Annotated in this window: 16 protein-coding genes; 14 read left to right on the top strand and 2 right to left on the bottom strand. The window is 59.8% G+C overall.

Annotated elements, in window-relative coordinates; all coding sequences use genetic code 11:
* Window positions 1–33: 33 nt before the first annotated feature.
* The 3 genes from prlC (at window position 34) to DTP52_RS08640 (ending at window position 4463) form a co-directional block, all read left to right on the top strand.
* The gene (prlC, locus tag DTP52_RS08650) at window positions 34–2085 is read left to right on the top strand and encodes an oligopeptidase A (protein ID WP_109752967.1); all 2052 of its coding nucleotides are present in this window, start codon (window positions 34–36) and stop codon (window positions 2083–2085) included.
* Window positions 2082–2360, top strand: a complete 279-nt coding sequence (locus DTP52_RS08645) for a YheV family putative zinc ribbon protein (RefSeq protein ID WP_047230061.1) — start codon at window positions 2082–2084, stop codon at window positions 2358–2360. Before prlC ends, DTP52_RS08645 begins: the two co-directional genes overlap by 4 nt.
* A 114-nt stretch (window positions 2361–2474) precedes the next feature.
* A complete protein-coding gene (locus DTP52_RS08640; protein WP_109752941.1) occupies window positions 2475–4463 on the top strand; it encodes a M3 family metallopeptidase in 1989 nt (662 codons plus the stop codon).
* 4 nt (window positions 4464–4467) lie between these two features.
* Here DTP52_RS08640 and DTP52_RS08635 read toward each other — a convergent pair whose 3' ends face one another.
* On the bottom strand, window positions 4468–5148 hold the full coding sequence (locus DTP52_RS08635; RefSeq protein WP_109752966.1) for a tyrosine-protein phosphatase: 681 nt from the start codon (window positions 5146–5148) through the stop codon (window positions 4468–4470).
* A 182-nt stretch (window positions 5149–5330) separates the two neighbouring features.
* On the opposite strand from DTP52_RS08635, the gene DTP52_RS08630 reads away from it, so the two are divergent.
* From DTP52_RS08630 to DTP52_RS08595, 8 genes are all read left to right on the top strand, one after another.
* Window positions 5331–6389 carry a PA0069 family radical SAM protein gene (locus DTP52_RS08630; protein WP_109752940.1) on the top strand — a complete coding sequence of 353 codons (1059 nt, stop codon included), beginning with the start codon at window positions 5331–5333 and terminating at the stop codon, window positions 6387–6389.
* Between the two features lie 206 nt (window positions 6390–6595).
* Window positions 6596–7327: a carbonic anhydrase gene (locus tag DTP52_RS08625; RefSeq protein WP_109752939.1), complete on the top strand. Its 732-nt coding sequence runs from the start codon at window positions 6596–6598 to the stop codon at window positions 7325–7327.
* A 92-nt stretch (window positions 7328–7419) separates the two neighbouring features.
* Window positions 7420–8949: a SulP family inorganic anion transporter gene (locus DTP52_RS08620; RefSeq protein ID WP_109752938.1), complete on the top strand. Its 1530-nt coding sequence runs from the start codon at window positions 7420–7422 to the stop codon at window positions 8947–8949.
* A 277-nt stretch (window positions 8950–9226) separates the two neighbouring features.
* Complete coding sequence (locus DTP52_RS08615) at window positions 9227–9793, top strand: hypothetical protein (protein WP_109752937.1); 567 nt, start codon at window positions 9227–9229, stop codon at window positions 9791–9793.
* A gap of 319 nt (window positions 9794–10112) precedes the next feature.
* Window positions 10113–11144 (top strand): histone deacetylase family protein, encoded by a 1032-nt coding sequence (locus DTP52_RS08610; protein WP_109752936.1) that lies wholly within the window; start codon window positions 10113–10115, stop codon window positions 11142–11144.
* 11 nt (window positions 11145–11155) lie between these two features.
* Window positions 11156–12256: a polyamine ABC transporter substrate-binding protein gene (locus tag DTP52_RS08605; RefSeq protein WP_109752935.1), complete on the top strand. Its 1101-nt coding sequence runs from the start codon at window positions 11156–11158 to the stop codon at window positions 12254–12256.
* A gap of 121 nt (window positions 12257–12377) precedes the next feature.
* Complete coding sequence (locus tag DTP52_RS08600) at window positions 12378–16997, top strand: dermonecrotic toxin domain-containing protein (RefSeq protein WP_109752934.1); 4620 nt, start codon at window positions 12378–12380, stop codon at window positions 16995–16997.
* A gap of 130 nt (window positions 16998–17127) precedes the next feature.
* A complete protein-coding gene (locus DTP52_RS08595; protein ID WP_109752933.1) occupies window positions 17128–21732 on the top strand; it encodes a dermonecrotic toxin domain-containing protein in 4605 nt (1534 codons plus the stop codon).
* A 42-nt stretch (window positions 21733–21774) separates the two neighbouring features.
* Here the strand turns inward: DTP52_RS08595 and DTP52_RS08590 are convergent, their stop codons facing one another.
* On the bottom strand, window positions 21775–23322 hold the full coding sequence (locus tag DTP52_RS08590) for a PLP-dependent aminotransferase family protein (RefSeq protein ID WP_109752932.1): 1548 nt from the start codon (window positions 23320–23322) through the stop codon (window positions 21775–21777).
* 100 nt (window positions 23323–23422) lie between these two features.
* Here DTP52_RS08590 and DTP52_RS08585 point away from each other — a divergent pair, with 100 nt between their 5' ends.
* Genes DTP52_RS08585 through DTP52_RS08575 form a run of 3 tightly spaced genes read left to right on the top strand, consistent with a single transcriptional unit; the run spans window position 23423 to window position 25195 of the window.
* Complete coding sequence (locus DTP52_RS08585; RefSeq protein WP_109752931.1) at window positions 23423–24064, top strand: FMN-binding negative transcriptional regulator; 642 nt, start codon at window positions 23423–23425, stop codon at window positions 24062–24064.
* Window positions 24065–24066: 2 nt separating this feature from the next.
* Window positions 24067–24513: a GNAT family N-acetyltransferase gene (locus DTP52_RS08580; protein WP_109752930.1), complete on the top strand. Its 447-nt coding sequence runs from the start codon at window positions 24067–24069 to the stop codon at window positions 24511–24513.
* 10 nt (window positions 24514–24523) lie between these two features.
* Window positions 24524–25195 carry a GNAT family N-acetyltransferase gene (locus tag DTP52_RS08575; protein WP_109752929.1) on the top strand — a complete coding sequence of 224 codons (672 nt, stop codon included), beginning with the start codon at window positions 24524–24526 and terminating at the stop codon, window positions 25193–25195.
* Window positions 25196–25368: the final 173 nt, after the last annotated feature.

Raw genomic sequence — 25368 nt, 5'->3', positions numbered from 1 at the left:
GGGCCCATGTTTCTTCCAGCCAAGGTGTCAACCGTGAGCGTGAACAACCCTCTTTTGCAATCCTACGACCTGCCGCCATTCTCGACGATCCGTGCCGAGCACGTGCAACCGGCCATCGAGCAGATCCTGGCTGACAACCGTGCCGCCATCGCCGAACTCCTCAAGACCCAAGTCCAGCAGCCTACCTGGGCCGGCCTGGTATTGGCGATGGACGAGCTCAATGATCGCCTGGGCGCCGCCTGGAGCCCGGTCAGTCATTTGAACGCCGTGCGCAACAGCCCTGAACTGCGCGAGGCCTACGAGGCCTGCCTGCCGGCGCTGAGTGCCTACTCCACGGAACTGGGCCAGAACCGCGAACTGTTCCAGGCTTTCGAAGCCTTGGCCAACAGCCCCGAAGCCGCTGGTTTCGACGTGGCGCAGAAAACCATCCTGGAACACTCCCTGCGCGACTTCCGCCTGTCGGGCATCGACCTGCCGCCCGAGCAGCAGAAGCGTTACGCCGAAGTGCAAAGCAAACTCTCCGAGCTGGGCAGCCGCTTCTCCAATCAACTGCTGGATGCAACCCAGGCCTGGACCAAGCACGTCACCGATGAAGCCGCCCTCGCCGGCCTGACCGATTCGGCCAAGGCGCAAATGGCCGCGGCTGCCCAGGCCAAGGAACTGGACGGCTGGCTGATCAACCTGGAATTCCCCAGCTATTACGCGGTGATGACCTACGCCGAAGACCGCGCCCTGCGTGAAGAAGTCTACGCGGCGTACTGCACCCGCGCTTCCGACCAGGGCCCGAATGCCGGTCAGAACGATAACGGCCCGGTGATGGAACAGATCCTCGACCTGCGTCAGGAACTGGCCCAACTGCTCGGTTTCGCCAACTTCGCCGAGTTGAGCCTGGCGACCAAGATGGCCGAATCCAGCGATCAGGTCCTCAACTTCCTGCGTGACCTGGCCAAGCGCAGCAAGCCGTTCGCCGCCCTGGACCTGGAGCAGCTCAAAGCCTTCGCCGCCGAACAGGGCTGCCCCGACCTGCAAAGCTGGGACAGCGGTTTCTACGGTGAAAAACTGCGCCAGCAGCGTTACAGCGTGGCCCAGGAAGCCCTGCGCGCCTACTTCCCGATCGACAAAGTGCTGAGCGGCCTGTTTGCCATCGTGCAACGCCTGTACGGCATCGAAATCGCCGAACTGAAAGGTTTCGACACTTGGCATCCGGATGTGCGCCTGTTCGAAATCAAGGAGAACGGCCAGCATGTCGGCCGCTTCTTCTTCGACCTCTACGCCCGCGCCAACAAGCGTGGCGGCGCCTGGATGGACGGCGCCCGCGACCGTCGCCGTACGATCGAGGGTGTACTGCAAAGCCCTGTGGCGAACCTGGTGTGCAACTTCACCCCGGCCGACAGCGGCAAGCCGGCGCTGCTGACCCACGACGAAGTCACCACCCTGTTCCACGAGTTCGGCCATGGCCTGCACCACCTGCTGACTCGCGTCGAGCACGCTGGCGTGTCCGGCATCAACGGCGTGGCCTGGGATGCCGTGGAACTGCCAAGCCAGTTCATGGAGAACTGGTGCTGGGAGCCTGAAGGCCTGGCGCTGATTTCCGGCCACTACGAAACCGGCGAACCGCTGCCCCAGGACCTGCTGGAAAAAATGCTCGCGGCGAAAAACTTCCAGTCCGGCCTGATGATGGTCCGCCAACTGGAGTTCTCGCTGTTCGACTTCGAGCTGCACGCCACCCACGGCGACGGACGCGGCGTGCTGCAAGTGCTCGAAGGCGTGCGCGACGAGGTGTCGGTCATGCGTCCGCCGGCCTATAACCGCTTCCCCAACAGCTTTGCGCACATTTTCGCCGGCGGGTATGCGGCGGGCTACTACAGCTACAAATGGGCGGAAGTACTGTCAGCGGATGCGTTCTCCAAGTTCGAAGAGGACGGCGTGCTCAACGCTGCCACCGGTCGTGCCTTCCGCGAAGCCATCCTGGCCCGTGGCGGTTCCCAGGAGCCCATGGTGCTGTTCGTCGACTTCCGTGGCCGTGAGCCGTCGATTGACGCACTCTTGCGCCATAGCGGCCTGACCGAGGACGCGGCAGCATGAGCGAGGGGCCTGTGATTACCAAGAGACGCTTTATCGCCGGGGCGGTCTGCCCGGCCTGCAGCGAGCCGGACAAACTGATGATGTGGAACGAAGACGGCGTACCGCACCGTGAATGCGTGGCCTGCGGTTACTCCGACACACTCAACGAGCAAGGCCTGTCGGTGCCCAAGGAATTGGGCACCCGGGTCAACACCTCGGCGCTTAAAGTGCCGGATGCCAAGGTCCAGGCGGTGCAGTTTTTCCCCAACCCCAAGTTGAAGAAAAAAACCGACTGAATTATCCGGCAGCACTTCCGGGCCCACGGGCCCGGAAGCGGTACATATATATCGCCCTGCGCCACACCTTCCTGAGCAGACTGTTCATCCAGTCCAGACCACGGAAGGCGCCTTATGCCCAATGACAATAATCCGCTGTTGCAGGCCTATGACCTGCCCCCTTTTTCGCGGATTCAAGCCGAACACTTTTCCCCGGCCCTCGATCGGATCCTCACTGAGAGCCGCGATCAAGTGGCCGCCATCATCGAGACTCAAACACCGTTTCCCACGTGGGACGATCTGGTGTTGGCCATGGATGAAATCCATGCCCGATTGAAAGGGTTCGACTACCTACTGAACCGTCTGACCTCAACCAGGACCGGTGATACTTGGACACAGGCTTCGCTCGACTGCAGCGAGCGGTTGCAGGATTTCCAGAGATCGTTGAAGCAAAATTCTCAACTGTTTCAACTCTACCAACGCCTGGCAGACAGCCCGATAGCCCAGCATTTCACTGTAGCGAGAAAAAGAACGCTGAAAAAAATCCTCCGGCAATTTCGCCTGGAGGGGTTGGCATCTACCTCACAGGCGGACTTGAACGACCTGAAATTGCGTATCCGAGGCGCCCGGAGCCTGTTCCTGGAGCACTTGCACGAGGCCAATAGAGCCTGGAGCAAAACGTTTGACGATGAAGCTCAACTGAGCGGCCTCCCGTCGTCTTTCAAACAAGACATGGCCGAGCGGGCACGCAAGGCTGGGCGCAAGGGATGGTTACTGACGCTCAATGAGCACTCGTTTCGCGTCGTCAGCCGTTACGCTGACAATCAACTTTTGCGCAAGCAAATGTATGTTGCCTACAGCACACGGGCGTCGGATCAAGGGCCCCATGCCGGTCAGTTCGATAACGGCGAAGTACTTTCGCAGTTGCTTAGGGACTGTCACCAGTACGCGACCTTACTGGGTTATTCGAATTACGCTCAAATGGTGCTCGAGGCGGAACAAGCCGAGTCGCCTGAACAGGTTCTGACGTTCCTGCAAGGGCAGCTCGAACACCAGCAAAGCGTGTTTATCCGGGACGCCGAGCAGCTGGAGACCTTTGCCGCGCAGCAAGGTTTCAGCGAGTTGCAGCCTTGGAATTATCAGTACCTGGCGCAAAAGCTTCGTCAGCAAACGGCCGGCGTTTCAGAGCAGACCGTCAGCGCCTGGTTTACGCTGGAGTCCACGTTTTCGCAGCTGTTACTGATCGCAAAGGAGCTGTTCGGCGTGGACATCGTCGAGCGTCGGGAGGTGGCTACCTGGCATGCGCAGGTGCGTCTTTTCGAAGTCCGCGAGCGGGACGAGACCATCGGCTATGTGTATTTCGATCCGTTCGAGGATGCGAATCAGGAGGGTTTCCCCCACACCACCGCCATGCGAAACCGCCGCATCACCGCCGAGGGCCGGCCTCGGCACCCTATCGCCGTTTTGCATGGCTGGCTGCCGCGTGGTTCAGGTGCAAGCGCTGTATTGCTGGATCATCGGCAACTGCGAATCCTTTTTCATGAGTTCGGCCATTGCCTGCACCATGTATTGGCCCGGGCTGAATATCACGACATTTCGGGTATCTCGGAGCTTTCCCGGGATACGGCCGAATTTGCCGGGGTCTTGTTCGAGCAATGGTGCTTTACCAAGCAATGCCTGATCCGTATATCGAAGCATCACCAAACCGGGGCGCCCCTGCCGGACAAAGTCGCCGACCAGTTGCTGCTTTATCTCAATACCCAGACCAGTTGGGAGATTGCCGGGTTCTTGCGCGATGCGTTATTCGACATGGAACTGCACTGCAGCCATGGCGATGGACAAAGTGCCCAACAAATATTCGATCGAATCAATACACAGGTAGGGCATTTGCCCGTGTTCATGAACGAACGCTGGCCCAATGGCCTGGACTATTTAGTGACCGGCTATGCAGCCGGGATCTACGCCTATGCCTGGTCCAGGGCAATGGCCAAGATCGTGTTCCAGAGATTCAAGCGCGCTGGGCTGTTCAATCCGCAAACCGGGCGGGCGTTGCGCGAAACGATTTTCGGGCCGGGCGATTCGCGACCGTTGTCAGAATCGATCCAGGCGTTCTTGGACACGTGACCGATCAGCGCTCGGGAAGCGCAGCCTGAGGGTCAAGGTGATGGGTCGTGGTGGTCGAGTTGACCCAACTTTCCAGGGAGCAAAGGGCAAAGACGCTGGTGCTGCAATCGCCGTTTGCCAACGCCGTGCGGAGTTTGTCGACATCGGCCTGCATCATGTAGCGCACTCCGTCCTTGAAATGATGGCTGTCACCGAAGCCACCTTCGGTCATTTCGTTCAAGGCATCCTCTTTGCTCCAGCCCTGCACCACCACCCGGTACATGGCGGCCACCAGCCCGGTGCGGTCCGAGCCGTGCTTGCAGTGCATCAGCACCGGCCCCTTGGCTTCGGCCGCCTGGACGGCGCGCAAGGCCCTGAGTATGTCGCTGTCATCGACGTGATTGGTGCGATAGGGCAATTGCACTTGCTCGATGCCGGGGGTGGACAGCCAGCGCTTGTCCGACTCCGGCAGGAAAGTGATGACCGTGCCGATCCTGAGCTTCGTCAGCAAAGGCAGCGCTCCGCCGTCCGGCAGGGAGCTGCGGTAGAGCGTCGGTGACATCTGGTAGAGGTTGTAGTCCTTCTCCACCGGTTGCGCCCATTCAGCAGGCCTCGCCTCAGGGGAATCGGCCGCTTGGGCGGGCGCCTCGGCCAGCCCGGTGAGCAAGGCCAGGCAGAGCAACGAACGGGAGCAGAATTTGAGCATGCACGGACGACCGAATATGAAGAAATACGAGAGGCTCAGTCTCGGCTCGCTGCGGTTAAAAGCCTGTGAGGAGAACGTCAAAGTGTTGTGAACGATGATCCGGTATTTGGACTGCTGAATGGCACTGGCCTTAATCGCATACAGCGAATACTGTATGCACATACAGCTTTCGGAGTATTCCCATGCCCAGCCCCCCTGCGCCGCGCGGTCGCGGCACCGCCGCCAACCCGCACAACCGCTTCGCCCCGAGTCGCTCGGTGGCTGAAGATGACGGTTGGCACCAGGAAGTCCCGCCAACCCAGGGCACCGAAGTGCGCATCGAAATGGCGAAGACCATCATTACCCGCAACACCTCGTCCGATATTCCCTTCGACCGCTCGATCAACCCGTACCGCGGCTGCGAACACGGCTGCATCTACTGCTATGCGCGGCCCAGCCACGCCTATTGGGACATGTCGCCGGGGCTGGATTTCGAAACCAAGCTGATCGCCAAGACCAATGCCGCCGATGTGCTGGAAGAGCAATTGTCCCGGCGCGGCTATCAATGCGCGCCGATCGCACTGGGTTCCAACACCGATCCCTATCAGCCTATCGAGCGCGAACAACGGATCACCCGGCGGATTCTCGAAGTGCTGCTGCGTTATCGGCATCCGGTGACCATCGTCACCAAGGGGTCGTTGATCCTGCGCGACCTGGACCTGCTGACCGAGCTGGCGCAACAACGCCTGGTGCACGTGATGATCAGCCTCACCACCCTGGACGATGAACTCAAGCGCATTCTCGAACCCCGCGCGGCGGCACCCAAGGCACGGCTGCGGGCGATCAAGGTCATGCGCGAGGCGGGTATTGCCGTGGGGGTGCTGTGTGCACCGATGATCCCGATGATCAATGACAGCGAGATCGAAAGCCTGCTGGCCGAAGCCCACGCCGCCGGCGCCCAGAATGCCGCCTACGTCATGCTACGCCTGCCGCTGGAAGTCGCGCCGCTGTTCGAGGAGTGGTTGCAGGCGCACTACCCGCAACGCGCCGCCCACGTGCTGAGCCTGGTTCGCCAGAGTCGCGGCGGTGAACTGTATGACAGCCGCTTCGGTGCGCGGATGCGCGGCGAGGGCCCGTTCGCCGACCTGCTGGCCCAGCGTTTCGCCAAGGCACTCAAGCGCTTGGGGCTTGAGCGCCGCGAGGGATACACTCTTGATTGCGATGCCTTCTGTCCGCCCGGCCGACAGATGTCTTTGATTTGATTAAAGTTGACCTTGGAAAGGCCACTGGACATGAACTGCGCCAGTGTTTCGCCACCCCTGGAATCGTTGTCCTAGAGCCTTCGATTTCAGTTTGAGTTAAGTTTCGGCCGCTACCTTGTTCAGCGAGTGACTGACGGGTCGAACATCTCGACCTGGATGTTTTTTAACCAGCCACTGGCGTCAGACCGTCAAAAAGAGGATGAATCATGAGTGACAAGGATAAACAGCCGTTGGCTGCGTCGGCTTCAGCCCAACCCGAGGCGGAAACCGCCGATGCAGCGCTGCAGCATATTGTTGACGGCTTTTTGCATTTCCATCACGAGATCTTTCCGCAGCAGGAAGAACTCTTCAAGAAACTCGCCACCGCCCAGAAACCCCGGGCGATGTTCATCACCTGCGCCGATTCGCGCATCGTGCCCGAGTTGATCACCCATAGCTCCCCCGGCGACCTGTTCGTGACCCGCAACGTCGGCAACGTCGTTCCGCCTTACGGGCAGATGAACGGCGGCGTCTCCACGGCCATCGAGTACGCCGTGCTGGCCCTCGGCGTGCAGCACATCATTGTCTGCGGCCATTCCGATTGCGGCGCCATGCGTGCGGTGCTCAACCCCGACACCCTGGAAAAAATGCCCACGGTAAAAGCCTGGCTGCGCCACGCCGAAGTGGCCAAGACCATGGTCCACGACAACTGTCCGTGCGGTGACGAAAAGCAAACCATGCCCATCCTCACCGAAGAGAACGTGATCGCGCAGTTGCAGCATTTGCGAACGCACCCTTCGGTGGCCTCGCGCATGGCCAGCGGTCAGTTGTTCATCCACGGTTGGGTGTACAACATCGAGACCAGCGAGATCAAAGCCTACGACGCGGACCAGGGACGTTTCCTGCCGCTCGATGGCAGCCATCCGATACCGGTGGCGACGCCCAAAGCGCGCTTCTAACCACTCCTAAACATCCTCGTGTGGTTCAAGCCTTACCGCTGTTTGCGCGGTAGGGCCTCGCCATGCCTGAAGAAAACTGCGGGAGAGTCGCCATGCGTGCTGCTCAATTAAAAGCTGTTCTGCCACGGGAGCTGCTGGCTTCGGTGGTTGTGTTCCTGGTGGCGCTACCCTTGTGCATGGGTATTGCCATCGCCTCCGGCCTGCCACCGGCCAAAGGCCTGATCACCGGGATCATCGGTGGTTTGGTGGTGGGTTTCCTGGCAGGTTCCAAGCTGCAAGTCAGTGGCCCGGCCGCCGGGTTGGCGGTGCTGGTCTTCGAGTTGGTGCGCCAGCATGGCGTGGCAATGCTCGGGCCGATCCTGCTGCTGGCCGGTCTGCTGCAATTGTTGGCCGGGCGCTTTCGCCTGGGCTGCTGGTTTCGGGTCACCGCACCTGCGGTGGTGTACGGGATGCTCGCCGGTATCGGCGTGCTGATCGTGTTGTCCCAGGTCCACGTGATGCTTGACGCCGCGCCCAAGCCGTCAGGGCTGGATAACCTGGCGGCGTTCCCGGCAGCGGTGGCCCAGGCTTTGCCATCCTTTGGCTGGCAGGCCGGCCTGCTCGGGTTGTCGACGATTGCGGTGATGTGGCTGTGGGAAAAATTTCGCCCCCACAGCCTGCGCTTCATTCCTGGCGCCTTGCTTGGCGTAGGCCTGGCGACCGTCGCCAGCCTGCTGCTGGCCTTGCAGGTCAAACGCGTGGAAGTCCCCGAGAACCTCGCCGAAGCCATTGATTGGCTGCGTCCGGCCGACCTGCTGAACCTGGCCGACCCTACGCTGCTGATCGCCGCGTTCGCCGTGGCCTTCATCGCCAGCGCCGAAACCCTGCTGTCAGCAGCCGCCGTGGATCGCATGCACAGCGGTGAACGTGCGGACTTCGACCGGGAACTGTCGGCGCAAGGCATCGGCAACATGCTCTGCGGCCTGCTCGGCGCCTTGCCAATGACCGGCGTGATCGTGCGCAGCTCGGCCAACGTCCAGGCCGGAGCCACTACACGAATGTCGACGATTTTCCACGGCCTGTGGCTGTTGCTCTTCGTGCTGTTGCTGTCCAGCGTGCTGCAAAGCATTCCGGTGGCGAGCCTGGCGGGTGTGCTGGTGTACACCGGTTTCAAACTGGTGGACCTCAAGGCGTTTCGCAGCCTGGGCCGCTATGGCCGGATGCCGATGTTCACCTACGCCGCCACGGCGCTGGCGATCATCTTCACCGACCTGTTGACCGGTGTACTGATCGGTTTCGGCCTGACCCTGGCGAAACTAGCCTGGAAAGCCTCGCGCCTGAAAATCAGCCTGATCGACCTGCCCAGTGACGGTGAGATGGAACTGCGGTTGGTCGGGGCGGCAACCTTCCTCAAGGTCCCGGCGTTGACCCAAGTGCTGGGCACCATACCGACAGGCGCCACCGTGCATGTGCCGCTCAATAACCTGAGCTACATCGACCACTCGTGCCTGGAGCTGCTGGAAGAATGGGGCCGGGCAAACGCCAGCAAGGGCTCGAAACTGCTGATCGAATCCCGCGGGCTCAAGCGCCGGTTGGAAGGACGGTTGCGGACCACCGTGGGGGTTGGCGCAGCCTCTGCCTGACCCTTCAAGTCCAAAATGGGGGAGCGCGCCTGCTCGCGATAAGGGCATCAATCCAACATGGATGTTGCCTGTGACATCGCTATCGCGAGCAGGCTCGCTCCCACAGGGGACTGGCAATGGTCGCCTTGAAATAAAACGTGTTCCGAATCCGAAGAGATTCATTTTTCGCAAGAAGAACCATTTAAAATAATTTGAACCACTATTGATAAATTGGTTCTCAGACAATAGGATGGTTACGTCTCCTCTACTTCCGAGGGGCTTTACCGGAATCATTCCCATGACTGATGCTGAAAAGGCCGAAACGGTCTCCTACACGCTGCGTAATTTGAGCAGCAGCTTGGACAAGACCATCGCTGCCGTTGCCAATACGCTTGGCAAATCGAAAAACACCTTGATCCTTGAGACGCTGGAGCGGGAGTTTTACAACTACATCTCCACTTACGCGCGGTCGAATTTGCTGGTTTCGGCGATGGATACCGAGCTGGGGAAAAAATTCGGAATCGAGATTCTTTCGGAATGGTATGAAAGTGAGCACACCATCCAATATGACCGCTACCTCAGCACCAAACTGAAGCTCGATAGCATCGATAAAGTGGATGCCGTGTTTAAAGGGAACCTTCCACTGCTCGAGCTGCGTGCCAAGCAGCTAGTCCAAAAGGGCTACATGCGACTGCCACGAGGCATTTCCTTGACGTTCGCCTTGTTCATTGAGATCGCCAAACAAGATGACGAGGCTCTGATTCACGAGATTCGCAAAGGGTTGTTTGGAATCACTAAGGATTTCTACGAGTCCTTGAACGAAATTCGGGCAGCCCTTTCGCTTCCCGCCATCAAGCCCCAATGATTCAAAAGATGCACGCAATGGCCGGTCTCTCTGGGGGGCCGGCCATTCATTTATTCTTCTCCTTCCCTTTTCCAGACACACCGCATCAACCACACCACGACAGCTACGCCGCCGAGCGGAAGCAAGTTTCCCTCTCCACAAATCGCCGCATAAAGCTGCCCTTCTGCCCCAACCCCGCGCACACCTGCGCCAACAAGGGGCGATTTACGGTCAAATCTTTTGGCCATTTCGATCCCCTTTTGGCCTCTCCTGCCGTTCTCTGAAACGCCGCGCGCCGCAAGACTGTGTTCAAACGGATCAGCCTTGCGGAGAACAAAAAATGCTGACGATTTACTCGGACGATCACCACCTGCACCACGGGCGCTGCGAATTGATGGATGGGCAGTTGATGCCCTGTTTCGAGATGCCGTCCCGGGCCGATCATGTGCTGGAGCGGGTCAAGGCGCGGGCACTCGGGCCGGTGGAGGCGCCGCAGGATTTTGGCCTGGGACCGATCCAGCGTATCCACAGTCCGGCCTACCTGGATTTTTTCAAAGGTGCGTGGGATCGCTGGGCTGAGTTCGAGCGCGACGGCGATTTGCTGCCTTTCACTTGGCCGGCACGGACCCTGCGCACGGTCATCCCGACAAGCCTGCACGGCCAGCTCGGCTATTACAGCTTCGACGGCGGTGCGCCGATTACCGCCGGCACGTGGCAGGCCGCCTACAGCGCCGCGCAAGTGGCCCTCACCGCCCAGGCGGATATCCAGCGCGGTGCGCGCAGTGCCTTTGCATTGTGCCGCCCACCGGGGCACCACGCCGCCAGCGACTTGATGGGCGGCTATTGCTACCTCAACAACGCCGCCATCGCCGCCCAGGCCTTTCTCGACCAAGGCCATAAGAAGGTCGCGATCCTCGACGTGGATTACCACCACGGCAACGGCACCCAATCGATTTTCTACGAACGCAGCGACGTGTTGTTCGCGTCGATCCACGGCCATCCGGAAGCCGAGTTTCCGTTTTTCCTGGGCTATGCGGATGAGCATGGTGAGGGCCAAGGTGAGGGCTTCAATTTCAACTACCCTTTGCCGGCCGGCTCAGGCTGGGACACCTGGAGCGCGGCGCTGGAACAGGCCTGCGGGCAAATCCAGGGCTACGACGCCGATGTCATCGTCGTGTCCCTGGGCGTGGACACTTTCAAGGACGACCCGATCTCGCAATTCAAGCTCGACAGCCCGGACTACCTGGCGATGGGCAAGCGCATCGCGGCGCTCGGCAAACCGACGCTGTTCGTGATGGAAGGCGGTTATGCGGTGGCAGAAATCGGCATCAATGCCGTGAACGTTCTTGAAGGTTTCCAAAACGCCCAATGAGGAATAACAGCATGAACAGACTCAAGCGTTTAATGGCCCCGGCCCTGTGCGCCGCGCTGCTTTGCGGCGCGGTCCAGGCCGAGGAGCGCACCTTGCGCGTCTACAACTGGTTCGACTACATCACGCCCAAGGCCCTGGACGATTTCAAGGCGCAGAACAGCCAGGTCAAGCTGGTCTACGACATCTTCGACACCAACGAGGCCCTGGAGGCCAAGCTGCTGACGGGCAATTCCGGCTATGACGTGGTGGTGCCGTCCAACGTGTTCCTGGCCAAGCAGATCGAAGCCGGGGTGTTCCAGCCCCTGGACCGCAGCAAGCTACCGAACTGGAACCACCTCGATCCCAAGCTGATGAAGCTGATCGAAGCCAACGACCCGGGTAACAAGTTCGCCGTGCCCTACATGTACGGCACCATCCTGATCGGCTTCAACCCGGACAAGATCAAGGCCGCCCTGGGTGACAACGCACCGGTGGACAGCTGGGATCTGATCTTCAAGGAAGAGAACATCAGCAAGCTCAAGCAGTGCGGCGTGGCATTGCTCGATTCGCCGTCCGAGATCCTGCCCCTGGCCCTGCAGCACTTGGGCCTGGACCCCAACAGCAAGAAGCCGGCGGACTACGCGAAGGCCGAAGCGTTGTTGATGAAGATCCGTCCGTACATCACTTATTTCCATTCGTCCAAGTACATGGCCGACATCGCCAACGGCGACATCTGCGTGGCCGTCGGTTACTCCGGCAGCTTCTCCCAGGCGGCCAACCGCGCCAAGGAAGCCAAGAACGGCGTGACGGTGGACATGCGCCTGCCCAAGGAAGGCGCACCGATCTGGTTCGACATGCTCGCCATCCCCAAAGGTGCCGCCAACCCGGGCGACGCCTACACCTTCATCAACTATCTGCTGCAACCGAAGGTGATCGCGCCAGTCAGCGATTTCGTCGGTTATCCGAACCCGAACAAGGACGCCACGGACATGGTCGACCCGGCGATCCGCAACAACCCCAACCTGTACCCGACAGAGGCGGCGATGGCCACGCTCTACACCTTGCAACCGTTGCCAAGGGACGCCGAGCGCGCGCGGACACGAGCCTGGACCCGGATCAAGTCTGGACAGTAAGTGCAGGGATGTAAGGCGGCATATACATAGTTACCACCTTCCCAGTCATACGCCCTCCTAGCATGGAAAACCCGAAGCGCTCGCTTCGGGAATTCCAAGTATCGCGAGACGGAAGACTGAGATGACACAACCCCCAACGATCACAAACGCCACGTCCTATGCCAACCCCAGGGACGCGGTACTCAACCAGTTGTTTGCGGGCCCCACCTATCCAGAGGTCGCCGCCATACTCCTGCGCGATGCCCTCAAGAAGCTGTACCCCGCGCTGAACCTCGACCCCCATACCACCGTGGTCGGCGAGCCGAACTGGGACATTGTCGACGGCGAAATCGTGGAGCGTCAGACCCGCTATGAAACCCTCAGCGACATGCTGGCGGGGCTCGCGAACGAAGGAGAACCCATTCTGCTGATCGAAGGGCTGCACTTTCTGACCCAACTGCCGCTCACAACCCCCGACGTGCATTTGCCGGTGCGCATCGACCAGATTGGCAACCTGATCAACGAGCTGGTACCCACCATGTTGACGGCCTGCCAGGAACAACAACTGGCGTACTGGAATGCTTCAGTCGGCGAATCCGGCCCACGCTGGCATGATCTCTCCAGTACATTGCGCAGAGCCTGGGACGTCAGGCAGATCAGGGGCTGGACCGCGACTGAATGCGAAATGGCCATGCACCTGTTCCGCTACCCCGATCGCCAGGGCCGCAAGGACAACAACCGTTTTGACACCCACGCTTATCTGATCGACGTCGACGGCGTTAACGACGATGAAGTGACACGTTTGAATGAAAACTCGATCGTGGTGCTGATCGGCAAAATCGACAGCCAGGAGGTCATCCTCAAGTACTCGACGCTCAACGGCTACGAGAAGTTCGGCTCGCAACACGCACTGGGGCAGTCGCTCCCAGCTCATCTGGATTCGCGCGGATACAGGACCATCCGATGGCGGCTCTATGAGCCCGACGGCAACATCTTCGACCATAAGGCCTGCGGGTTGATCGCCGAGCAAATCAAGATCATCGGCGCCTCCGGCGCGAAAATCAGGGCACCCTACGAGCCCGGACAACCGCCTGCCAGCGGCCAGGACCAGGACAACGACCCGATCGAGGCCTGGTTCAAGAAGCAGGTGCCCCACTGGTTGCAGGCTGCCTCGACATCCGACCAGATCCTGTTCGCCCAGCACATGAAGAACCTGTCAATATTGACCAGTATCCACTCCGGCAGAACCTACCTGGACGGCATTCCCTCCATCAAGGACTATGCGTTGGATGCTCTGAAAAAGCAGATGCAATCGGAACACACCGACGCGTCGAGCCTCGACCTGGAACACATCCAGATCGAGATAAGGAGTCCCGTTGTCTGGGGGAGTTTCGTCGTTCCCGGCAGGATCGACACCACCCGGTTCAGCCTGGTTGAGCTGGCGCTGCAAAACCTGATCGCAATGCCCGTGGGCAACAAAACCGTCACATCGCTCGGTGACGACACGTTACCCAAGTGGCTGACTGTCGAGTACGTCGAAGATCTCATCACCACCGTCGATATCGGTCGGGTTTACCCTGAGCTGATCAGGCAAAAGCTGCTCGACGATCCCGAAGAATCATCGCTGCGCGAAGGTTTGTACATCGCCCAGTTACGCATTCAGCTGCCGATGCTGGCGCTGGAATGCAAGATCCGTGGGCAAGGCAATCTGGACGAAAGGGGCTACCGCTACATCGCGGCACTGATGGAGCCCGAAGAAGCCGATCGCAAGGTGGACGGCAAAACCATCGTCCTGCGCAAACTGGCCTTCGTACCCGAGCTGCAGGTGGGCAACTCGGAAGACGTCGTGACCAATATGTTCATCATCGGCCCCCAGGACTCGGACGCCGGCCCTTGCCTGCTCTATCGACCGATGCTGGAACCGCAATTGAGCCAATACCCGTCGTTCAGCAACCTTTTGTATACGATCAAGCAAACACCTTCCTTACGCCAATCGGTGCTGGCGTGGCTGCCCGATGGGGTCCGTGACGATTACGGCCGATTTGTTTTCCCGGACCTCCTGCCATCCCCCTGGAGCATCGTAGCGTTCGTGGCGGCCCCTTTGACGTCATTGGCCAATAGCGGCCCCGTCAGTTTGAGCGACAAGACCCTGGGGGTGGATTTCCTGCCACAGTTGTTCAAGGCCAATGCCGATGCCCTGGTCGAGTTGGCCAACCGTCAATCGGTCTCCAACAGCGAAAATCGCTGGGAGACTTTTAAACAGGCCGGTTGGCTGATTTTCAACCTGGCATTGCCTTATTTGGGGGTCACCGCGGGCACCGCGGTCTGGCTCTGGCAAATGCTGGACGATATCGACAAGTTGACGCAAAACAACGAAATGCTCGATCGCCCGGCCAAGTGGGAAGTGTTCGCGGACCTGCTGCTGAATCTCTCACTGGCGCTCATTACCCACACCCTGGACCATGCCAGGGAAACCAAGCGTGGCCGCCGGGTGGAAGCACAGGAGGTGATAAGCGAACTGGAGAGCCTGCTCAAACCCCAACATGAACTGGCTATACAAGAGCTCGCAACGCTCACGAGCAAAGCCCTGCCGGCCGAGCATTACGAGAACATTCGCTCCAGTGGCGCCTTGATGAGCCGGTCGAGAGAAAGTATGACGCTCCTTGACCCATTCAGCGTCAAAGAGCCCGAAGCGGCAGGAAATCCCCTCGCCGACGGCCCGCTCAAAGGGCTCTACGAGCACCATGGGGAGCGGTACGCAAAAATCTCAGGCAAATGGTTCAAGGTGAGCCTGAAGGAAGAGCAGGTCTCTATCGTCGATGGGAAAGATCCCACACGTACCGGCCCCCTCCTCATGGGTGACCGCAATGGCGAATGGCACATCGATACTCGCCTGCGTAAGAGTGGCCCCAGCTCCAAGACTGTCAGGCAAAAAGTCATTGCTGATGCGCAACATCGCCGGGTTGAACTGCTGACTGAACTGAACCGGTTTGAAGCCAAGAAACCGCAGAGCCAGAAACTGCTGACCATGGAATCGAGACGGATGGACGAGGCCTCGGGCCCTGCCAGGGAGACCCTGCGCGATGCGTATGTCGGTGCGTTGAAAACCCAGCGCGAGCGCTACGAAGAGGCGTTGAAGGTGCTGATCGAATGGCCCGTCTTCCAGTCGAGACCCGACTACCCCCGTACCAGGCTCGGCTATCTGAACGCGCAGGTAGACTTCACCTTCGCCGAGATGGAAGCACTGCAAGAACGCTTTAGCCCGGCCATGAGCAAAGCCAAAAGCATGGTCACCTCCAGGATCCGGGTATTGGAGCAACAGCACATTGCGGCGGCCGAAAGTATGGTCAGCGTCGGCGACGACATGATTGAACGCCTGGACTACGTCGAGACGCGCTTCTCCCAACTCAAGGAGATCGGGCGCGAGGGCTTCGAATTTGTTCGACAGCACCGTAAAAAGATGCCGCTCTACACAGGCGACGACCTTCGCCTGATCAAGCTGGACATGTTCCGTCACCTCTGCCTTTCACTTGAAAGCGTCGAGTCAGTGCCCGAAGCCTGGGAAGCATTCAACCATGTCGCTGACAGTGCCACAGTGGCTTTCCAAAGCCTGCGCGATGCGATCGATGAGCGAAGCAGAATCCGCCTGGACGAGCAGATCGATGCCTTTGGCAGCCTGGCCGAACAGTTCATGGCCATCGATGAACACCTCAGCTACCTGGGTAGCGAATACAAAGACAGCGTCCGCGCGCCACAACTGGCACGCCTGCACAAGGGCATCGGCACGGTCGTAAAGCGCGCCTTGCGTCATCTGGCATCCGCCCTCGATGAAAGAAGCAACCAGCGAACCGCAGGCTCTCCTTACGAGCAACGCCCCAGGCCTCGAAAAACCTTTATCAGGGCGCGTTTCTGGGGGCTGGTCAGTGGTGAACCCCGACTATCGAAAATGATGGAAGAAACGGATTGGGTCGATGTGAAGAACCCGTTCACGGGGGAGATCATCGTCACGTTCCATCGCAAGGAAACCGGCGAATGGATACCTCACATGAGGCCCGACGCCGAGCCGGCCGCAGTGCCTGCGCTGGCTATCAGCGTCACGAAGGGCACCGACCTGATCAACGGATTGGACACGTTCAAGGCACAGTTCGATCTCGCCACAAAACAGCCGGGACAGACACCCGCGGGTATCGGGATGATCCTCAACACCCACGCGAGCCGGATGGAGAAAGTCAGCGCTGCCATTCAAAAGGCGCTCGATCAGGCCAATGGGGTTGCTTCAAACGAAACGACGGAGCTTCCTGAAGCACAACGGCAATCGGCCGAGCGCTTGCGCACTCAACTCACGACGCAATCGAAAGCCCTTTATGAGCTGGGATTCGAGACCTTATTGAATGTCATCAAGCAACGCCCGCCGACCATGAGTGGCATCATCTGGCTTAAAAGCCGCAACCAGATTTCCATCACCAAGCAAAAAAGCCGGCAGCGCATCAAAAAAGCGCCCTATGGCTACCTGGACAGGTATGAGATCAAGGATCGGAAAACCAACAGAACGCTCTGGTTCGCGGATTTCCGCTACACGACCAATTGGGTGCCCGCCCATGCGTTCGTTTCAGCGCGCTTGAAAACAATCGAGCAAGCCGCTCAAGAAATCACCACCGAATCCACCGAGCTGTTTAGCCAGCGTCAACTGATCGACCATTACCGCAGTGAAATTGCCACGGACCAGGCCAGGGAGGTGTTCTTTCAAAAGAAACATACGTGAATGCGTGACAGACAACCGAGGCGCCGCAGGGCGGCGTATACATAGTTACCACCTTCCCCGTCATGCCCCTCCCTAGCATGCAATCCCCGAAGCACTCGTTTCGGGGATTGCACAAGACAGGGAAACCCAAATGACAAGAACCGTCACAACCACCACGAGCTCCGCACCCGAAGCGCGCCTTCGGGATGCGGTGCTCAATCAGATGCTCGCGGGGCCTACCTCCCCGGAAGTGGCCAGCCTACTGCTGCGCCAAGCCCTCAAAAAAATGTACCCGACGCTGGACCTTGATCCGCACAACACAGTGGTCGGCGAGCCTAATTGGGACGTCGTCGACGGCAACATCGTGCAGCTTCCCACCCGCTATAAATCCCTCAGCGACATGTTGGCCGAGCGCGTGGGCGAGAGTGAATCGACCTTGCTGATCGAAGGGCAGCACTTCCTGACTCAACTGCCCCTCACCGTCCCAGAGGTGCACCTGCCGGTGCGTATCAGTCTGATCGGGCTGCTGATCAACGAACTGGTGCCCGCCATGACGTCCGCTTTCCAGGAACAACAACTGGCGTACTGGAATGCCTCACTCGGCGCCTCCGGCCCTCGTTGGCATGAGCTCTCCAGCAACCTGCGCAAGATCTGGAACGTCAGCCAGGTCCAGGGCTGGACCGCGACTGAATGCGACATGGCCAGGCAATTGTTCCTTTACCCGGACCTGCAGGACCGCAAGCACCATGACCGCTATGACACGCACGCCTATTTGATCGATATCGATGAAGTTGACGGCGATACGGTCCGTCGCGTGAACGAAAACTCGATCGTGGCATTGATCGCAAAGATCGACGGCAAAGAAGTCATCCTTATGTACTCTCTGCGCAACGGTTATGAGAAGTTCGATTCACAAGACGCGCTGGGTCAATCCCTGCCGACTCATCTGAACACTGTCAACCGCACAAAAATCCAGTGGCGGCTGTATGAGCCCGACGGCAATGTTTTCGACCACAAGGCCTGCGGACTGATCGCCATGCAGGTCAAAGTCATCGGGGATCCCGGTTATCTGGAAGGCCTGATAGCCGACGAGAGCGAACAGGCCGATCACGACGGACCAGACAGGGGTAACGCCCCTTCCCAGGACTGGTTCGAGAAACAGACGCCCGATTGGTTGCAGGCCGCGTCGACATCCGATCAATTCCTGTTCGCCCAACACCTGAAAAACCTCTCGGCACTGGGCAGCGCCCATGCCGGCAAGACCTATCTGGACGGTATCCCCGCCATCAAGCAGTACGCCTTGAACAGGCTGAAGCAGCAGATGCTGGCGGACCACGCCGATGCCTTGACCCTCGACTTGGAAGCCATCGAGATCCAGATACGCAGTCCCGTCGTCTGGGGGACTTTCGTGGTCCCCGGCAAAATCCAAACCACTCGGTTCAGCCTCGTTGAACTGGCCTTGCAAAACCTGATTGCGCTTCCCTTGGGCGATAAGACCCTCAGGTCTGTCAATGGCCGTGCATTGCCCAAGTGGATGACGGCCAATTACATCGAGAACCTCATCACCCAAGTCGATATCGGTCGCGTTTATCCCGAGCTGATCAAAACCCGACTACTCGACGATCCGGCCGAATCAACCCGGCGCGAAAACCTGTACACCTCACAGTTGCGAATCCAGTTACCCCTGCTGGCGCTGGAGAGCAAAATCCGCGGGCTGGGGGACATCGATGAACGGGGTTACCGCTATGTCGCTGCGCTGATGGAGCCCAAGGAGTCCGATCGCCAGGTCGATGGGCAGCCCATCGTCCTGCGCCCACTGGCGTTCGAATCCAAGCACGCACTGAGCACCTCGGCAGACGTCGTGACCAACATGTTCGTGATCGGCCCGAAAGATCCGGATGCCGGCCCCTGCCTGCTTTATCGACCGTTGCTTGAGCCGCCGCTGTGTCAGTACCCGTCGTTCAGCAACCTGATCTACGCCATCCGGCAAACGGCCTCCTTGCGCCAATCGGTCCTGGCGTGGCTACCCGATGGGGTACGCGCCAGTTACAGCCGATTCGTTTTCCCGGACACCCTGCCTTCACCCTGGGCCATCGTGGAGTTTGCGGTCGACCCTGTATCGTCATGGCTCAATAGCGCGCCCATCGGTTTGAGCGACAAAACCCTGGGGGCTGACTTCCTGCCGCGGCTGTTCAAAGCCAATGCCGCTGCCCTGGTCGAGCTGGCCGACCGGCAATCGGTGTCCAACCGCGAAAATCGTTGGGCCACCTTCAAACAGACCGGCTGGTTGATTCTCAACCTGGCGCTGCCTTACCTGGGCACCGCCGTGGGCACCGCGGCCTGGCTCTGGCAAATTCTGGACGACCTTGAAACGTTGACCCAGAGCGACGAAGCCTCCAACCGCCAGGCCAAGTGGGAGGCCTTCGTCGACCTGCTGCTGAACATGGCCATGGCAATCACGACTCACGCCATCGACCGCGCCAGGGAAAACGCCGACAGCCGTCGACCCGAGGCGCCAGAGGTCGTGCGTGAACCGGCAAGCCCGACAAAACCTGAACTCGTGATCGAGAAGCTTGCCCCTCTAACGAACAAAAAACTGTCACCCGAGCACTATGACGCCATCCACTCCAGCGGTGCCTTGACAGACCAATCCGCCAAACGCGCCGAGCTGCTTGAATCCTTCAGCGTGAACAAACCCGAAAACGCCGAACAGCCCATGACAGAAGGCGCGCTCAAGGGGCTCTACGAGCAGGGAGGGCACTGGTACGCAAAAATGGCCAACCAGTGGTTCAACGTGACGGTGGAGGGCGAGCAGGTATCCATCGTTGATGAAAACGACCCCGCACGCACCGGCCCACCCCTGATCAATGATGCAGAGGGCGAATGGCGTATCGACACGCTCCTGCGCTTGCGCGGCAGTGGGTCAAAGGGCGTCAGGCAAAAAGTCATCGCGGATGCGAAACGCCTCAGCACCCAACTGCTTGCCGAACTGAACCGGTTCGAGGAACGCAAAACCCAGGACCAGAAGCTGCTGACCATGAACGCCAAGGAGATGAACCAAGCCTCCGACTCTTCCAGGGAGGCCAGGCGCAACGCTTACTTGAGCACCTTGAAAACACAGCGGGAAAGCTACGAAGAAGCATTGGAGATTTTGATTCAGTGGCCCGTCTTCCAATCAAGGCCCGACGCACCTCGAGCCAGGCTCGGTTACCTGAACGCGCAGATCAACTTCACGTTCGAGGAGATAGGCACCCTGCAGGAGCGATTCACCCCGGCCCTGAGAACAGCGGTGGACATGGCCACCTCGAGCATCGAACAAGTGGAGCAAGCACACGTTGATGCCGCCGAAAACATGATCAACGTCGGTGAAGATATGATCGAGCGCCTGGATTACATGGAAACGCGCTTTTCCAGGCTGAGGAAGGTGGGGCGCGAAGGCGTTGAACTGCTGCGCAAACACCGGGCGAGAATGCCCGCCTACAAGAGCGATGCGATTCGGCTCATTCAGTTGGACATGTATCGTCACCTCTGCCTGTCACTGGAAAGCCTCAACGACCTGCCCGAAGGCTGGGCCGACATCAACCAGCTTGTCGATAACACCACCGTCGCTTTTCAAAGCCTGCATGACGCCATCAATGAACGAAGCGTGATCCGCCTGGACGAGCAGATCGATGCATTCGGCAGCCTGACGGAGCAGTTCACGGCCATCCAGGAGCACCTCCAATACGTGGGCGAGGAATACAGGGACAGCGTCCGTGTGACGGAACTCACTCGACTGGGCAAGCAGATCGGCCAGCTTAAAGAACGGGCGTTGCGCCATTTAGCACGCGCCCTCGACGAAAGAAGCAACCGGCGAAGCGAAGCCGGTCCTTACCAGGCGCGCCCCAGGCCCAGGAAAAAATTCATCCGGGCGCGCTTCTGGGGGCTGGTCAGTGGCGAACTCCGTTTAACCAAGACCCTGGAAGAAACCGATTGGCTCGATGTCAAACATCCGCTCACGGATCGAATCATCGCCACCTTCCATCGCAAGGAAACCGGCGAGTGGCTGCCCCATGTGAATACTGAGACGCCGTTGGCCGTCCCGGTGTTGGCGACCAGCATCACCAAGGGCAAGGCTCTGCTCGACGGATTGGCTGCGTTCAAGGCACAGGTCGAGCAATACACGACAAAGCCAGAGCGGTCGCCCACCGGCATCGGACTGATTCTGAACGCACACGCCAACCGGATGGAGAAAGTCGCCATCGCGATCACGAAGGGCCTGGACAATGCGTCAAACGAAACGGTTGACCTCTCGGCTGAGCAACAGCGTTTGGCGCAATCCACACGCACGGCACTCAAGAAAGCCTCGAAAACCCTTCACGACGAAAGCTTCGACACCGTACTGAATGTCATCAAACAACGCCCGCCGACCATGAGCGGCCTTCTCTGGCTCAAGAACCGAAACCAGATTTCCATCACCAAGCAAAAAAATCGGCAACGCATCAAAGGCCCTCTGCGCGGTTATCTCGACCGGTATGAGATCAAAGACCTGAAAACCAATAAGACCCTCTGGTTCGCCGATTTCCATTACTCAACGAGCTGGGTGCCGCCTCATGCGTTCGTTTCCGCGCGCTTGAGAACACCCGAGCAAGTCAATCAACGGATTGGCGTCGAATCCACCCAGACATTCAACCAGCGCCAACTGATCGAGCATTACCGCAGCGAAATCGCGGTGGATCAGGCCAAGGAAGTGTTTTTTTCCAAACAACCGTCATAACGGCGAAAACCCGGGGCATCCACAGATGCCCTGTTTCAGCCGTCAGGTTTTCCAGGCTGTCGCCAGGCCCGCCAGCGCAATGTCTATCGCCGCTGGCGGGACGGCCGCGAACCCCAGCACCAACCCGGCATGCACTTGCGACGAGGTTGTAGTGGGCAGCCAATAACCACTCAAGCCATTGATCTCGACGCCCACGCTGGTCGCTAGCGCTATCAGTTCACACTCACGTTCAACGCTGTCCACCGGCACGGTGACATGCAGCCCGGCCACCACCGTGGGCATGACGCCAATGCCCGCAACCGCCTTCGGCCAGCCGCTCAGCAGCGCGTCACGCCGGGCCAGGGCGGCCCGGCGCATGCGCCTGATGTGCCGCTGGAAATGCCCGGCGGCCATGAACTCGGCCATCACCGCTTGGGTGCTGACTTCGGAGTGACGCATATCCACCGCGCGGCGGCGGGCGAAGGCGTCGACCAGGCCAGGCGGCAATACGAGATAACCCATGCGCAAGGCCGGAAACGCGACTTTGCCGAACGTGCCAACGTAAAGCACCCGCCCCTGGCGATCCAGCGCGGCCAATGGCGCCAACGGTGCGCCGCTGTAGCGGTATTCACCGTCGTAGTCGTCCTCGACGATCCAGCCGTCATTGCGTTCGGCCCAGGCTAGCAGCTCCAGCCGCCGTGCCAGGCTCATGACCACCCCGGTCGGGTATTGATGGGACGGTGTGACGTAGGCCAGCCGACAGTGGCTCAACGCACCGAGTGCCGTGCAATTCAACCCATCGCCATCAACCGGTACGCCTCTCACCTCGGCACCCGCAACAGCAAACGCATGCCCGGCGGCGCGATAGCCTGGGTTTTCCACCGCCACGATGTCACCCGGGTCCACCAGCAACTGTGCACAAAGGCTGATGCCCTGCTGCGCGCCGCTGGTGATCACAATTTGTTCAGCCGTGCAGTGCAGGCCTCGCGAACTGCGCAGGTATGCGGCGATCAGCCCACGCAAGCGCGCATCCCCCTGGGAATCGCCATAACAGAGCTGTTGCAGGTCCGGTTTGCGCCAGAAAGCCGCATTCAGCTTGGCCCAGACGTCGAAGGGGAACAGATCGAACGCTGGAATGCCGACCCGAAACGCCCTCGGTGGGCCACTGGGCGGCAGGGGCAAATGGTGCTTTTCGACCCGATCCAGCGCATCGCTGTGGATAACTTTACTGGATGGGCCCACAGGTAAATCGAGCCAATCTGTGGATAAGGCTGTGGGTAAGCCTGTTGAAAACCCTGTGGATACTTTTGTGGATATGTTTTTCAGCGGCAGCGTCGTCGAGGACAGTTTCGCCACATAAGTCCCGTCACCGACCCGCCCTTCGATGAAACCCTCGGCGTAGAGCTGGTCGTAGGCGCGCACCACACTGTTGCGCGAGATCGACAGGGCCGCCGCCAGGTCACGACTGGCCGGTAGGCGCGTGCCGCTCGCCAGGCGCCCGTCCAGCACCCGTGCCCGTAAGGCCTGGTAAAGCTGGCGGCTGAGTCCCTGGCGGCGATCGAGCTCGATGCCCGCGGGGTTGAACGACAGTGGCGGCACGGCGTTGTTCATGACAGCTCCCGAAAATGGACCTGTGAAATTGGCTGAAAGTGGCTCTTACAACAGACCAATAGCCTGCCTAGGATGCTCGCATTCGCCAAGGAAAATCGTCATGTACAACCCTAAAGCCTTTGTCGTCGAAGACCTGCCCCAACTGCATGGCATGATGGGGGATTGCCGCCTGGCCGTATTGATCACGCAGGGCGAACACGGCTTGCAAGCCAGCCACTTGCCGTTGTTGCTGGACCCGCAACAAGGTCCCAACGGGAGCCTGTACGGGCACATGGCCCGGGCCAATCCGCAATGGCGCGACCTGGAAGCCGGCGCCGAAGCCCTGGTGGTCTTCAGCGGGGTCGATGCCTACGTGAGCCCGGGCTTCTACCCCAGCAAGGCCGAACACGGCAAAGTCGTGCCGACCTGGAATTACCTGGCGGTACACGCCTATGGCCGCGCCGAGGTGTTCAGCGATCCTCATCGCCTGCGCAACCTGGTCAGCGCCCTCACCGATCGCCACGAAACCGGCCGCGCCCAGCCCTGGAAAATCGATGATGCGCCGGCTGAGTACATCGACAGCATGCTCAAGGCGATCGTCGGTTTCGCCTTGCCCATCCAGCGCCTGGAAGGCAAACGCAAGCTCAACCAGAACCGCAGCCCGGCGGATGTCGCCGGCGTGCGCAACGGGCTCGCCGCCAGCCCCGATCCACAGGACCAGGCGCTCGCACGCCTGATGCCAGACCTATCATCCAAGGAGTGAACATGAGCCAAGTCGAAATCCGTCTCGTCAGCGCCGACGATCACGCTGCCTGGCTGCCGTTGTGGCAAGCCTACCTGCGGTTCTACAACACCGAGCTGCCGGACGCGGTGAGCCAGAGCACCTGGCAACGCCTGCTCGATGACCGCGAGCCAACCCACGGGGCCCTGGCCTGGAACGGCGACACGGCGGTGGGCCTGGTGCACTTCATCTATCACCGTTCGAACTGGAGCATCGAGAATTCCTGCTACCTGCAAGACTTGCTGGTGACGGAACAATGCCGTGGCACCGGCGTCGGTCGCCAGCTCATCGAATTCGTCTACCGCACCGCCAAGGCCGACGGTTGCTGCAAGGTGCACTGGCTGACCCACGAAACCAACGCCACGGCGATCCAGCTCTACGAGCGCATCGCCGAACGCCCGGGTTTCATTCAATTTCGCAAGGCCCTTTAAGGAGCACAGCATGTCGATTTCACTCGCCGATTGGAAAGGTGCCCCGGCACCGTCTACGCAACTGATCGAAGGGCGTTTCATCCGCCTGGAAAAACTCGATCCGGCGCGTCATGCCGATGGCCTGTGGCAAGCCCTCGAAGGCCCCGGCGCCGACCCGAAGCTCTGGGATTACTTGCCCTATGGCCCGTTCAAGGATCGCGGCGCGTTCGATGCCTGGCTGAACAACCATGCCGCCAACAGCGACCCGTATTTCTTCAGCGTGATCGACCGTGCCAGCGGCGATGTGCAGGGCATTCTCAGCCTGATGTCCATCGTGCCGGCCCAGGGCCGTATCGAGATCGGCCACGTGACCTTCGGCGCACCGATGCAGCGCTCACCGAAAAGCACCGAGGCGGTTTATCTGCTGGCCAAGGAATCTTTCGCCCTGGGTTATCGCCGCCTGGAGTGGAAGTGCAACAACGCCAACGCCCGCTCCAGATACGCCGCCGAACGGCTGGGCTTCACCTTCGAAGGGGTGTTCCGCCAGCACATGGTGGTCAAGGGCCAGAACCGCGACACCGCGTGGTACTCGATGCTGGATTCGGAATGGCCCGCCATCGCCACCGGGTTCGAGCGCTGGCTGAGCGAGGAAAACCAGCGCGAGGACGGGCAAGTGCGCGGCTTGGTGGAGTGCCGCTCCTAGGCTGCACACAAAACCCTGTGGCGAGGGGATTTATCCCCGCTGGGCTGCGCAGCAGCCCTAAAGCATTGAACTCAATCTTCCTGACACACCGAGTTGCCTGGCTTGGGGCTGCTTGCGCAGCCCAACGGGGATAAATCCCCTCGCCACAGGGCCTGGTTCACTGCACGACAGCG

This window comes from Pseudomonas sp. 43mfcvi1.1 (genome assembly GCF_900115935.1).
Classification (GTDB): Bacteria; Pseudomonadota; Gammaproteobacteria; order Pseudomonadales; family Pseudomonadaceae; genus Aquipseudomonas; species Aquipseudomonas bijieensis.
This window is presented reverse-complemented; position numbering and strand designations above follow the sequence as displayed.